The organism is Oscillibacter sp. KLE 1728 (assembly GCF_934833455.1).
In the GTDB taxonomy this organism is placed as follows: domain Bacteria; phylum Bacillota; class Clostridia; order Oscillospirales; family Oscillospiraceae; genus Oscillibacter; species Oscillibacter welbionis.
Genome location: NZ_CAKVVF010000026.1, coordinates 13,078 through 26,018, shown reverse-complemented (window position 1 = coordinate 26,018; position 12,941 = coordinate 13,078). Strand labels below are relative to the sequence as shown.

The 12,941-nt window shown below is 61.8% G+C and carries 14 protein-coding genes; 9 read left to right on the top strand and 5 right to left on the bottom strand.

Annotated elements, in window-relative coordinates:
• Positions 1-1,419: FtsW/RodA/SpoVE family cell cycle protein (locus QVE23_RS04660; RefSeq protein WP_287967667.1), on the bottom strand; the 1,419-nt coding region annotated here is incomplete at its 3' end.
• Positions 1,420-1,721: 302 nt separating this feature from the next.
• On the opposite strand from QVE23_RS04660, the gene QVE23_RS04655 reads away from it, so the two are divergent.
• Entirely contained in the window at positions 1,722-2,609 is an 888-nt protein-coding gene (locus QVE23_RS04655; RefSeq protein ID WP_025544173.1) for a 4Fe-4S cluster-binding domain-containing protein, read from the top strand.
• Between the two features lie 58 nt (positions 2,610-2,667).
• Complete coding sequence (locus tag QVE23_RS04650; RefSeq protein ID WP_287966980.1) at positions 2,668-3,585, top strand: ketopantoate reductase family protein; 918 nt, start codon at positions 2,668-2,670, stop codon at positions 3,583-3,585.
• 116 nt (positions 3,586-3,701) lie between these two features.
• Here QVE23_RS04650 and QVE23_RS04645 read toward each other — a convergent pair whose 3' ends face one another.
• Positions 3,702-5,057 carry an MATE family efflux transporter gene (locus QVE23_RS04645; protein WP_287967666.1) on the bottom strand — a complete coding sequence of 452 codons (1,356 nt, stop codon included), beginning with the start codon at positions 5,055-5,057 and terminating at the stop codon, positions 3,702-3,704.
• A 293-nt stretch (positions 5,058-5,350) separates the two neighbouring features.
• Between QVE23_RS04645 and QVE23_RS04640 the strand changes: the two genes are divergently transcribed.
• On the top strand, positions 5,351-5,545 hold the full coding sequence (locus QVE23_RS04640; RefSeq protein ID WP_021748579.1) for a hypothetical protein: 195 nt from the start codon (positions 5,351-5,353) through the stop codon (positions 5,543-5,545).
• 22 nt (positions 5,546-5,567) lie between these two features.
• On the opposite strand, the gene QVE23_RS04635 is transcribed toward QVE23_RS04640, so the two are convergent.
• The 3 genes from QVE23_RS04635 to QVE23_RS04625 form a co-directional block, all read right to left on the bottom strand.
• Positions 5,568-6,257: a hypothetical protein gene (locus QVE23_RS04635; RefSeq protein ID WP_021748580.1), complete on the bottom strand. Its 690-nt coding sequence runs from the start codon at positions 6,255-6,257 to the stop codon at positions 5,568-5,570.
• A gap of 46 nt (positions 6,258-6,303) precedes the next feature.
• Entirely contained in the window at positions 6,304-7,347 is a 1,044-nt protein-coding gene (locus QVE23_RS04630; protein ID WP_287966981.1) for an alcohol dehydrogenase, read from the bottom strand.
• Between the two features lie 127 nt (positions 7,348-7,474).
• Positions 7,475-8,440 carry a metal ABC transporter substrate-binding protein gene (locus tag QVE23_RS04625; RefSeq protein ID WP_287967665.1) on the bottom strand — a complete coding sequence of 322 codons (966 nt, stop codon included), beginning with the start codon at positions 8,438-8,440 and terminating at the stop codon, positions 7,475-7,477.
• 170 nt (positions 8,441-8,610) lie between these two features.
• On the opposite strand from QVE23_RS04625, the gene QVE23_RS04620 reads away from it, so the two are divergent.
• From QVE23_RS04620 to QVE23_RS04595, 6 genes are all read left to right on the top strand, one after another.
• A complete protein-coding gene (locus QVE23_RS04620) occupies positions 8,611-9,039 on the top strand; it encodes a hypothetical protein (RefSeq protein ID WP_287967664.1) in 429 nt (142 codons plus the stop codon).
• A 368-nt stretch (positions 9,040-9,407) separates the two neighbouring features.
• Positions 9,408-9,986 carry a 2-oxoacid:acceptor oxidoreductase subunit gamma family protein gene (locus QVE23_RS04615; protein WP_021748585.1) on the top strand — a complete coding sequence of 193 codons (579 nt, stop codon included), beginning with the start codon at positions 9,408-9,410 and terminating at the stop codon, positions 9,984-9,986.
• Positions 9,983-10,291 carry a 4Fe-4S binding protein gene (locus QVE23_RS04610; RefSeq protein ID WP_021748586.1) on the top strand — a complete coding sequence of 103 codons (309 nt, stop codon included), beginning with the start codon at positions 9,983-9,985 and terminating at the stop codon, positions 10,289-10,291. Before QVE23_RS04615 ends, QVE23_RS04610 begins: the two co-directional genes overlap by 4 nt.
• Before the next feature lie 15 nt (positions 10,292-10,306).
• On the top strand, positions 10,307-11,485 hold the full coding sequence (gene porA / locus QVE23_RS04605) for a pyruvate flavodoxin/ferredoxin oxidoreductase thiamine diP-binding domain protein (RefSeq protein WP_021748587.1): 1,179 nt from the start codon (positions 10,307-10,309) through the stop codon (positions 11,483-11,485).
• A 15-nt stretch (positions 11,486-11,500) separates the two neighbouring features.
• Complete coding sequence (locus QVE23_RS04600; protein WP_021748588.1) at positions 11,501-12,433, top strand: thiamine pyrophosphate-dependent enzyme; 933 nt, start codon at positions 11,501-11,503, stop codon at positions 12,431-12,433.
• A gap of 166 nt (positions 12,434-12,599) precedes the next feature.
• Positions 12,600-12,941, top strand: a 342-nt coding sequence (locus QVE23_RS04595; RefSeq protein WP_287967663.1) for an aldolase/citrate lyase family protein, incomplete at its 3' end; no start/stop codon positions are given.

Genomic DNA, 12,941 nt, shown 5'->3' with positions numbered 1-12,941 from the left:
CAGCCCCCACTCCTCGCACAGCATACCGAACACCAGGTCTGTGTCCGCCGCCGCCACGTTATGGAGCCAGCCGTTGCCGGCCCCCATACCCAAAAGGCCCCCGGAGGCGGCGGCGGACATGGTGCGGGTCTGCTGGTAGCCGGTGGTGGAGGCGGCCTCCCAAGCGTGGCCCCAGGAGGCGAAGCGGCTGAGGATATAGGGCTTGAACTTCAAAATGATGCCCGCTCCAAACACAGCGCCGCCGCAGATCAAAGACAGTGTGGCGAAATCCCCGGACCGCATATAGGCGATCACCAGGAAGGTGACGAAGAAAATGGCCGCGGTGCCGAAGTCGCTCATCAGGCCCAGCAGGCCGATACACACGCCTGTCAACACGATGAAGAGGGTCAGGTTCCGCTTGTGGAACAGCCGCTCCAGTGTGGCGGCGCCAGCGAAGATATAGCAGATCTTGGCGATCTCCGACGGCTGGAAGGACATGCCGCCGATGGAGATCCAGTTGACGGCGCCGTATTTGGAGTTGCCGATCACCAGGGTGATGCCCAGCAGGCCGATGGCGGCGGCCGCCATGAGCCAGCGGTTCTTCTGCACCCGGCTGAGATCCCGCAGGAACAGTCCCAGCACCAAAAACAGCGCCAGCCCCAGCAAAATAGCCAGGAACTGCTTGAACAGACTGCTCTGGGCACTGGAGGCAGTGATGGACAGTGACAGCGTGGAGAGGAAGAAGGCGATGGTCTCCATCTCAAAGCCCACGCAGCGAGTGGCCCGCAGGGCCGCGTAATAGAGCCACATCAGCACCGTCAGCCCCAGGAAGGCCAGGGGGATGGCGATGGTGGCCTCAGTCCCGGCGGCCACGAGCAGCTGCAGACAGGCCAGCACCTGAAACACCGTCAGCCACAGGAAAGACGGCCAGATGGCGGCGGGGCGCTCCGCCCGGCGCTTCGCCTCCTGCTCCTCCCGCTCCGCCACGGTCTGAGGCAGGAAGATCAACGGCACGCCCCCTAAAGTGATGGTATCCCCCAGCTTCACGGGAACGGAGGACGCCACCTTCTCCCCATTCACCGCCGTGCCGCCCTTGGACCCCAGGTCGTACAGCGTCCAGTTCTCATCTTCGCCCCGGCAGAGGGCGGCATGCTGCCGGGAGATGCTGGGATAGTTCAGATAGATGTCCGCCGTCTTGCTCCGGCCCAGGATGTTCTCCCAGTGGGTCAGGGGCAGGGACGTGCCGTTTGGCAGGCTCAGCTGGCCCCAGTTCTCCGGCGTGTGGGGAATCCGCAGCAGAGAGCGGACCGCCCGGTACAGGATCAGCACGGCCAGAGCCGGAAACAGAAAGCGCACAAAGGCCATATACCACTCCCCCGCCAGCGGATGTGCCGCCAGCAGGGCCGTCAGGTTGTCCAGCAGCCCCTGCAGAATCTCCATGGGTCCGCCTCCTCTCTTGAAACACAATTGCATAGTTTGTTATTATAGCATTTTCTCCGGGAAATGTACAGCCCTGCCTTCACCGGCATCTTTCCACTGGGGCGGCGCTGCAGGCGGGATTTGTGCAGGTTTTCCAGAAGTGTCAGCGTTTTTTCGGAGTTTCTCACGGGGAATTTCCCTTTTACTCTTGACCTCTGTTGAAAAATCCTTTAAAATATAACATTGTCTGCAAGACCTTCAACGCGGTTTTTGGAGACCATTTTTTCACGGATTTTCCATTTTACTCTGAAAGGCCGATCGATATGAAACATCCCTATAAGACGCGGGAGGGCGGCGCCACGGTGACGATCTTTGTCCCTTACGACTGCAAGAACCACTGCCCCTTCTGCATCAATAAAGGCGAGTATGCGGATATGACAGGGTTTTCCCTGGAGAAGATCTGCCGGAGCATCGAGCGGATGGACGCCATCACGCCCGACTGCGACTTCGTCTTCACCGGGGGTGAGCCCTTCGCCAACCTGGAGTCCCTCCAGGTGATGCTGGACAAAATCCCCACTACCCACAAGGTATATATCAACACCACCCTTCCCGTCTCCGAGCACCAGTCCGAGGCGGACATTCTGGCATTTGCGGAGCGGAACAGACACAAGATCACCTGCATCAACGTCTCCCGCCACATGCAGCACTATGTGGTGGAATCCAACGACGGCCTGCTTTCCAAGCTGCCGGTGCCCTTCCGGGTGAACTGCGTGCTGTACAAGAACTATCCCGCCGAACAGCTGGTGCCCTATATGGAGCGGTTCCGCAAGCTCCCGGGCGCCTCCATTCAGTTCCGGTTCGACTACACCGCCACCACACCGGAGAACCTCTATGAGGAGGAGGGGGACAAAATCCTCCAGGATCTGAAGAAGGTGGCCCGGTACACGGGACTGGACGGCTGCCGGATGCGCTGCGGCTTCCATTTCGACTACAAGGGAATGGAGCTGACATACCACAAGACGCTGCCTTACTCCACCATCGTGGAGACGGACCCGGTGAGCGGCGTCACCTACGACATCCTCTACGACATCCTCATCAAGCAGAACGGCGACATCCACTCCGACTGGGACGGCACGCCCCTGGATGTGGACGCCTATGAAAAGGTCGTGTTTGAGCCCTACGATCTGCGGTGGCTGGCTCGGATCGCGTAAGCAACAGGGGCGGCGGAGCATTCCGCCGCCCTGTTTTGATGAACAGGAGGAATGATTGATGAAACCCATTCAAACAGCCGGCGTCATCGGCCTGGGTTCCCTTGGCGTCCTGTACGCCACGCTCTTCACACGGGCGCTCGGCAAGGAGCAGGTCCCCGTTCTGGCAGACGGCGCACGGATCGCCCGCTACCGGAAGCAGGGCTTTTGGTACAACGACGCACCCTGCAATTTCAATTACACCGATGCCGCCGCTCGCACAGAGCCGGTGGACCTACTGCTGTTCGCCGTCAAGTTCGGCGGTCTGCAGAACGCCATCGAGACCTGCCGCCACCTGGTGGGACCGGACACGCTCGTGATCTCGGTCCTCAATGGCATCTCCAGCGAGGAGATCCTGGGAGATGCCTTTGGTCCGGAGCATGTGGTCTGGTGCGTGGCGGAGCGGATGGCCGCCAAGAAGGAGGGCAACCGCGTCGTCTGCGACCCCATTGGGGAACTGGCAGTAGGCGTCCCCGCCGGGGAGGACACCAGCCGCCTCCAGCGGCTCACCGCGTTTTTTGACAGCATCGGCTTCCCCTATGTCGTACCGGCGGACATCCGCACCCACATGTGGAGCAAGCTGCTGTGCAACACCGGCTGCAACCAGGCCGCCCTGGTGTTCCAGTGCGATTACGGCCCGCTGCAGGTGCCCGGAAAGCCCCGGGACACCATGATCGGCGCCATGCGGGAGGTGGCCGCCGTGGCCAATGCAGAGGGCGTCCCGCTCTCTGAGAAGGACGTGGCCGCATGGGTGGACATCATTGACCACCTGCCCTCCAACGGTGAGACCTCTATGCGGCAGGACGGCAAAAACCACCGGAAGAGCGAAGTGGAGCTGTTTGCAGGCACCATTCGCCGGCTGGCCGCCAAACACGGCATTTCCGTCCCTGTCAACGACTGGCTGTACCAGCAGATCCAGGAGATGGAGCGGAACTACTGAGCCTGTCCGGCAAAGGGACAAGTGCAGGTCTTCTGTCCTGCACTCCAATGATTCCGTCCCGCTGCCTGCGGACAGGCACGCTGGAAAGCCCCGGCACGAAGGTGCCGGGGCATCTTTTATTTCCGTATCAGCCCCAGCCGGTTCAGCCGGTGGGAGCGCCGCAGGTACCAGATTCCGCACAGGAAAATCTGCACCACCGTGGAGGCAGGGGTGGCCAGCCCCAGATGGAACAGAGAGCTGTCCGCCGCCCGGCTCACCAGCAGCGCCACCGGCAGCCGGACCCCCAGGGCCCCGACCATTCCTTGCGCCATGACGAACAGCGTCTGCCCGCAGCCGTTGAAAAAGCCCACAAAGCAGAACAGGAAGCTGGTAAGCAGGCAGTCAATGGCGTAGGCCTTGAGATACTCCCAGGCGGCGGCGATCACCGCCGGGTCGTCCGCGAAAATACCCGCCAGCACATCTCCGTGAAAGAATGCCGCCCAGCCCATGAGGAGGCCCGCCATCAGGGAGGACAGCACGCCGTACAGCAGCGCCCGCCGGGCCCTGGTCTCCAGCCCGGCGCCGATGTTCTGCGCCACGAAGGCGGACATGGACTGCATATAGGCAGAGGGCACCAGCATGACGAAGGCGCACAGCTTCTCCGCCACGCCCACCCCGGCGGAGGGAATGGTGCCCATAGAATTGGCGATGGCGATGATCACCAGGAAGGTGATATTCACCAGCAGGTCCTGAAGCGCCACCGGGCTGCCCAATTTCAGAATCCGTCCAATGATGGCACCGTCGAACCGGATGTCCTGCCGCCGGAGTATGAAGGCCAAGTGCTTTCCACGGATCAGCAGCAGGGACAGCGCCACGCTCATTGCCTGGGCAAAGACTGTGGCGATGGCTGCGCCAGCCACATTCAGGCCGAAGCCCCCCACCAATAGCAGGTCGCCGCCGATATTCAGAATACAGGCAATCAACACAGTGATCAGCGGTACCCGGGAATCTCCGATCCCCCGGAAGATACTGCCCAAAAGGTTGTAGGCCACAATGAACACCGCGCCGCCGGAGCAGATCCGCACATATTCTACCGTGCCGTCAAAGGCGTCCGCCGGGGCGTGCATAAGCATTGCCAGCTGAGGTGCCGCCAGCTCCAACGCCACTGTGGCAGCTACTGCCACCACCAGAAACAGGCAGATGCCGCTGCCCACAGCCGCCCCCGCCTCCTCCGGCCTGTCCTCACCGATCTTCTGTCCCAGCAGGACCGTGATGCCCATAGCCAGACCTGTGATGACGATGGTCACGGTCTGCATGATCTGGCTACCGGTGGAGACGGCCGAGATGTCCGCCGCAGTGCCGAATTTGCCCACCACCTGCAGGTCCACTGCGCCGTACATGGCCTGCAGCAGCAGAGCCAGCAGCACCGGCAGGGCGAATTTCAGCAGGGTCGACAGGATCGGCCCCCGTGTAAAGGTCTGTTCTGTTTCCATGATGTCCCTCCTCAACTCCGGAAAGGCGCGAAAAAAAGCCGGACAAGAAACCGGGCGCCCCCCAGCATCTTATCCGGCTTTGTGACTGCGGCCACAAGCCCTCCGATGAACAGCCAATACTTTACCATGCCACCGCGGGGGTTGTCAAGCCCCGTTTTTCCGCCTGCGCAGAGGTTTTACCCCCGCTTTACCATTTCAAGGTGGCAGGCCGTTGGGAAAAAGACTACACTGACAGCAGAGTCCTGCCCCGGCCGTGTCCGGGCGGAGAATATCCGAGATCGGAGGAATGTCCCATGCTGCCCTGCCAAACCGGCTGTCCGTCCTACCGGGAGGGCTGCCACAAGACCTGCCCTCAGTGGCGGCTGTTTCAGGAGAAGCAGCGCGCCCAGCGCCAGGCCAAGAAACAGTATCTCCAATTTTACAACGCTCTCTGTGCCCAAGTGGTCCGCCAGTGCAGGGCCATCGAGTACCGCCGCATAGCCTGGTGAGGACCGGCCTGCGCCCGGTGTCTCAGTCCTTTCCGTGCATCCTGCCGGGGACGGCGACTGGGCAAGGCTCACTGCGCCTCTTCACGGCCTCATAATAATCCACACAGTCCTCCGCGTCCCTGTACTCGATCATGTTGCACTCCAGCGCCGGAAGCGGCGGGATCAGCAGCGACAGCCAGGCCGTACGCCGCCCGCTCTGATCCGTACAGAGAATCAGCTGTTCGCGCATCTCCGTGTGAAAATACCTGACGAGAACTCTGCCCGGCTCCGCTTTCTGCTTCCCTGCCTTTTCCGCGGCGTCCCGCCGGATGGCCTCCAGCAGCTTCAGGGTCTCCCCGACCTCCTCGGAGATGGAGTCCGCCCCTCTGCCCTCGATCTCAGCCGCATCTTTCATATAGGCGGTTCCGGGCTGCGCCAGCAGGTATTCCACTGTCCCGCCCCTGGCCACGCAGTCGGTCAGGATGCGTCTGTATGCATGGGTGAACCCATAGCCGGACAATGCCAGAAGCTGGATCGCCCGTGCCTCTGCCAGCTGCTTTTTCAGTGCTCGGCTGTGCTCTCCCGGGGCATAGACCCGCTTGATCCCGTTATTCCGGTGGTCGATCCGGATCTGCAGCCGTGTCACAAGCGCGGACAGGAAGCCCACGGTGATCACGCTGGAGATCACCGCCGACAGGATCGTTCCCGCCAGCCACTGCATCCCATCATCCATCTGCCTCTCTCCTCTCTGTCTCTTCGGAGCTGTTGTCCTGCTGTCCTCACGCCATGCTGCAGTCCACCGCCACCTTGATGACACCGTCCCGCCGGTGCTCGAACAGGTCATAGGCCGCCGCGATATCCCGCAGAGGGACAGTGTGGGTGATGAGGGGCGTGGTGTCCAGCTTTCCCGCCGCGATCAGGTCCAGAATCTCCTGGCTGTCACAGCCGTCCACGCCGCCGGTTTTGAAGGTGAGATTCTTCCCGTACATCTCCGGCAGGGGCAGGAGCTGGGGCCTATCGTAAAGCGCCACCACCGTCACCACCGCATTGGGGCGGGCGCACTGCCAGGCCAGGCGGAAGGTCTCCTCCGCCCCGGCTACCTCCAGCACCCGGTCCGCGCCGCCGTGGTCGCTGTGGGCCTGTGTGAAGGCCAGCACCTCCTCCGGCCCCACCGTCAGCACCTGGGGATAGTGCCCCCGGACAAACCGGAGACGCGCCGGGTCCTTTTCGCAGACGATGACCCGCTTAGGCGCTTTCAGCAGCACGCACAACAGAGTGCAGATGCCTGTGGGGCCCGCTCCTAGGATCAGCACCGTGTCCTCCGGCCCGATCTCCGTGATGCGGGCCGCCCAGAAGCCGGTGGCCAGGATGTCGCCGGCAAACAGTGCCTGCCGGTCCGTAACGCTCTCCGGGATTTTCGTCAGACCCTGGTCCGCGTAGGGCACCCGGACGTATTCCGCCTGTCCCCCGTCGATCCGGCAGCCCAGGGCCCAGCCGCCGCTGGGATCCGTACAGTTGTTGACATACCCGTGGCGGCAGAAGAAGCACTCGCCGCAGAACGTCTCCACATTCACGCTCACCCGGTCGCCGGGGCGGACCGTCCGGACGCCGGGACCCACCGATTCCACCACACCTACCATCTCATGGCCCACGGTGATACCGGGCACCGCCCGGGGCACGGAGCCGTGCTTGATGTGCAGGTCGCTGGTGCAGATGCTGGACAGCGTCACCCGGACCAGCGCGTCTCCAGGTTCCCGCAGCACAGGCTTCGGCTTGTCCGTCAGCCGGAAGGTTCCTTTTTCCAAATAGGTATAAGCCAGCATACCATCTCTCCTCTCTGACTCCTATGATACGGCGGAAGCACGCCCCTGTCAAAGGCTTCTCCGCCGTTTCCCATAAAAAAGCCGGGGCTGCGACATCCGCTGCAGCCCCGGCGCTCTTCTTTTCAGATCACAGATTCTCCCCCAGCGTCTCCAGATTCTGCTCCATCAGGGACACGTAAGTGGCCCCCGCCTCCAGTTCGTCCGTGGATACATTGTGGCAGGTGTGGAACAGGGCCGTCTTGACGCCCGCGGCCTCCGCAATGCTGTCCGCCACCAGATGATTGGAGAACTCAATGTACCAGACCGTGGGGATCCCCTCTTCCCGCACCTTGTCCGTCAGGAAGGCGATGGTGGCTGCCGAGGGCTCTGTCTGGGTGCTGCACCCGGGGAAGGCAGCGTAGTAGTCGATGTCGAATTCCTCCGCGAAGTACCGCAGGGGAAATCGGTCCCCGAACACCATGGTCCGGTCCTCCACTCCGGCGAAGAAGTCCGCGAATTCCCGGTCCAGGGCCTCGATCCGGGTGGCGTAGCCCTCCGTGTTGGCGGCGTAAGTCCCGGCATTGGCCGGGTCCAGCTCCGCCAGCCTGTCCCCCACCGCCCGGGTGATGGCGGCGGCATTTTTCGGGGATGTCCACACGTGCTCATCGTAGCCCACCACTTCTCCCAGGCCGGGCCCCTCCGCATGGTCGTGGTCATGGCCCTCGTGGTCTTCCATGCCCTCCACTGTCTCCTCCTCCAGCAGGTCCACACAGTCCACCATCCGCAGGGCCTCGCCCTGCATGTCCACGGACTCCAGAATCGTCTCCACCCAAGCGTCGGATTCGCCGCCCAGATAGAGGAACAGATCGCACTCCTGCACTGCCAGAATGTCCGCCGGGGTGGGCTCGTAGGAATGGCTCTCTGCTCCCGGCGGCAGCAGAAGCCGCACCTCTGCCAGCTCTCCTCCGGCGGCCCGGGCGAAATCATAGGCGGGGAATACCGTAGCCACCACTGTCAGCCGCTCTTCCCTCTCATGCTCCGCCGGAGCCTGTCCGCAGGCGGTCAACAGAAGCACCATCGCCAGCGCGGCACACAACCGAATACGCTTTTCCACAGTCTGATCTCCTTTAAAAATGAGAATTGTTTTCAGATTATGCAGTATAGCACATCTCGTCCTCAAATGCAAGGTCCGGTTTGCGAGTCCCATGCAGCGGATTAGTCTTGGCAAACTTGCAAAACTCTGGTAAAGTTAAGAAAACGCTAAGATTTCAGAGGAGGCGCACCATGAGAAAGGCACTGGAGTTTCCCCGAATCGACGAAGGCAAGCTGGACGCGGTGGAGGCCCTGATTGCAGCCATTGCAGACAAAGAACCCGGTACCGCCGGCGCGGAGCTGGAGGACCTGGCCGCTCTCACGGGCAAAGTCCACACTGATGTGGAATTTGCGGAATACTGGAGCTGGACGGACCTGGACACATTGGCACGGCTCACACTGGCGCCGGAACCGCCCTGTATCCCCGACCTGTCCCGGGAGGAACTGGTAGAGCTTGTGGAAATCATCCAGCACTGCTCTGTCACCGGCCGGGAATGGGCGATGCGCTACTACACGGCGCTGCTGCGCCGCTCCCTCTCCCTGCCCAATGTCATGGACTTTGTGGCCTCCGGTGAAGATGTAGAGGTCATTGCAGAAAAGCTGCTCCAGGCGGCCCGGTAAGCGGCTTTCAAATACATCCCGCGGCTCCCGGCGCCCACGATGGTGCCGGGACCCGCTTTTCAACTGTGCTGCGGCTGCCCAGCCTGTCAGCCATACTGGAGTATGCTACTTCCAGCGAGCAAAGCGCCGAAAAAAAGGACTCTTTTTTATGCAAAAAGGCAGGAATACAGAACAGAGTCCCCAGCTATTTGCGCACTTATAACAAAAAGAAGCCGCTGGCATTCACAGATTTCTATACTGTCTAATTTGTTATAGAATTGACATTCCTCGCAGAAAGGGACTATACTATACATGCTGACAAGCACTCAAAACGGCAAATTTCGAGACGGCCCCCGCTTGGGGGCCAAACCGAACGAGGAGGATCAAGCATGAAAGACATTGTAGAGATCCGATGGCACGGCCGGGGCGGCCAGGGCGCCAAAACGGCGTCGCTGCTGCTGGCGGACGCGGCGTTCAACACGGGCAAGTATGTCCAGGGCTTCCCGGAGTACGGTCCCGAGCGCATGGGCGCGCCCATCACCGCCTACAACCGGATCAGCTCCGAGCGGAGCACCGTCCATTCCAACATCTACTTCCCGGACTATGTGGTGGTCGTGGATGAGACCCTGCTGTCCGCCGTGGACGTGACCGCCGGATTGAAGAAGGAAGGCGCCATCGTCATCAACTCCAGCAAGTCCCCCGCGGAGCTGCGGCCCCTGCTGAAGGGCTATGAGGGCCGGGTCTGCACCATCGACGCCGGTAAGATCAGCGAGGAGGAGCTGGGCAAGAACTTCCCCAACACCCCCATGCTGGCCGCCATCGTGAGGGTGTCCGGCGTCATCGGGGAGGAGGAGTTCATCAAGGATATGGAGGGCTCCTTCAAGCACAAGTTCGCCAGCAAGCCCCAGGTCATCGAGGGCAACATGCGGGCGCTGAAGAGATCTCTGGAGGAGGTGCAGGTAGGATGAGCCATCTGGCGAAGGATATGACCCCGGACGTGACCTGGAAGGACATCACCCCGGGCTGCAACATTTATGAGGGCGGCACGTCCAGCGTGGTGGAGACCGGCGACTGGCGGACCATGAAGCCCGTGATCGACTGGGACAAGTGCCGGCAGTGCCTGCTGTGCGCACCGGTGTGCCCGGATATGTCCATCCCGGTGAACGGCGAGGGCAAGCGGGAGGACTTCGACTACTTCTTCTGCAAGGGCTGCGGCATCTGCGCCAACACCTGCCCCTTCGGGGCCATCACTATGGTCAAGGACGAGAAATAAGGAGGGGAAGGAACAATGGGAATCAGAGAAAGACTTTCCGGCAATGAGGCGGTCGCCTATGCCATGAAGCAGATCAACCCGGATGTGATGGGCGCGTATCCCATCACGCCGTCCACGGAGATCCCCCAGTACTTCTCTACATACGTGGACAACGGGGAAGTGGACACGCTGTTCATCGCGGTGGAGAGCGAGCACAGCGCCATGTCTACCTGCATCGGCGCGGAGGCTGCCGGCTGCCGTGCCATTTCCGCCACCTCCTCCTGCGGCCTGTGCTACATGACGGAGATGCTGTACGTGGCGGCCTCCGACCGGCTGCCCATCACGCTGGCCGTCTCCTGCCGCGCCCTGTCCGGCCCCATCAACATCAACAACGACCACTCCGACGCCATGGGCGTGCGGGATGCCGGCTGGCTGATGCTGTTTGCGGAGACGAACCAGGAGGCCTACGACAACTACCTGCAGGCCATGCGGATCGCGGAGGCGGTGAGCCTGCCCATCATGGTGTGCCAGGACGGCTTCATCACCTCCCACGCCATCGAGAACATCGAGCTGGTGGAGACAGAGAAGGTCAAGGAGTTCGTGGGTGAGTACAAGCCCGCCCACGCGCTGCTGAAGCCCGGCGAGCCCATGGCCGTGGGCGCCTACGCCACGCCCGTGTACTACATGGAGGCCAAGCGGCAGCAGGCCCAGGCCATGATGGACGCCAAGGACGTGATCCGCAAGGTGGGCAAGGAATTCGGCGAGATGACCGGCCGGACCTACGGCCTGATCGAGACCTATATGATGGACGACGCTGAGGAGGCCATCGTCATCATCGGCTCCTCCGCCGGCACCGCCAAGGAGGCCATCAACGAGCTGCGGGCCCAGGGCAAGAAGGTGGGCCAGATCAAGGTCCGCTCCTTCCGTCCCTTCCCCAGTGAGGATATCTGCGAAGCCCTGAAGAACGTGAAGGCCTTCGCCGTGATGGACAAGGACGACAGCTTCAACGCCCACTGCGGCCCCATGTTCGCGGAGGTGACGGCCAGCCTGTATGCCGCCGGCATCAGCGGCCCCAAGGGCATCAACTACATCTACGGCCTGGGCGGCCGCGACGTGCGGGTGGAGAGCATCCAGCACGTGTTCGCGGAGCTGGAGAAGATCGCGGCCACCGGCGAGGTGGGCGAGACCTATCGCTACCTGGACGTCCGGGAATAAGGAGGGAAAACAGTCATGGCATATAGTCTGAAAGAAAACCTGATGAAAGAGGACCGCCTGTCCGGCGGCCACAGAATGTGCGCGGGCTGCGGCTCTCCCATCGCGGTGCGGACGGTGCTGCGTGCCCTGAACCCGGAGGACAAGGCGGTGGTGTGCTCCGCCACCAGCTGCCTGGAGGTCTCCACCTTCATGTACCCCTACACGGCGTGGAAGGACAGCTTCATCCACAACGCCTTTGAAAATGCGGCGGCCACGATCTCCGGCGTGGAGACGGCATACCGGGCGATGAAGAAGCGGGGCAAGCTGGATGATACGTACAAGTTCATCGCCTTCGGCGGCGACGGCGGCACCTACGACATCGGCTTCCAGAGCCTGTCCGGCGCCATGGAGCGCGGCCACGACATGGTGTATGTCTGCTACGACAACGAGGCGTACATGAACACCGGCATCCAGCGTTCCTCCTCCACCCCCCACTTTGCCGACACCACCACCACGCCTCAGGGCACGGTGATCCCCGGCAAGATGCAGCAGAAGAAGAACCTGACGAAGATCATGGTGGCCCACGGCATCCCCTATGTGGCCCAGACCACGTTCATCGGAAACTTCAAGGACATCACGGAGAAGGCCCACAAGGCCATCTACACCCCCGGCGCGGCGTTCCTGAACGTGATGGCGCCCTGCCCCCGCGGCTGGCGGTATCCCAGCGAGAAGCTGATGGAGGTCACCAAGATGGCGGTGGAAACCTGCGTGTGGCCGCTGTACGAGGTGGTTGAGGGCAAGTACATCCTCAGCTACAAGCCCAAGAACAAGCTGCCGGTGGAGGAGTACCTGAAGATGCAGGGCCGCTTTGCCCACATGTTCAAGCCCGGCAACGAGTGGATGATCGAAGAGGTCCAGAAGGAAGTGGACAAAAACTGGGAGGAGCTCCTCAAGCTCTGCGAGCTGTAAGCAGTCCTTCCGCACTCTCCATATCAGTACGAAGGGTTGGCCTTTGGGCCAACCCTTTTGCTGTTTTTGGCATGATTTTTGGAGGGTTTTGCCCGCTGCTCCGGAATTGACAGGCATCCTCCGGGGGGTATAATAGAATCAATGATTTTCAGGAGGATCGGATGCTATGGAAAATACTGTTTTAGAAAAATTTCACCAGGGCCGCCAGAGCCTGGGAACCTTCTCCGCCATCGGCAGCCCCCTGGCGGTGGAGAGCCTGCGTTATACCGGACTGGACTATGTGATCGTGGACACGGAGCACTCCCCCGCCGGGATCGAATCCGCTGCGGCCCAGATCGCCGCCGCCCAGGGCGCAGGCCTGACGGCCCTGGCCCGGGCCAATGAGATCTCCCGCACGGCAGTGCTGCGGCTGCTGGACGTGGGTGCCCAGGGTGTGGTGGTCCCCTGCGTGGAGACCGTGGAGGAAGTCCGGGAGCTGGTCCGGTATGCCAAGTTCGCGCCTCTGGGG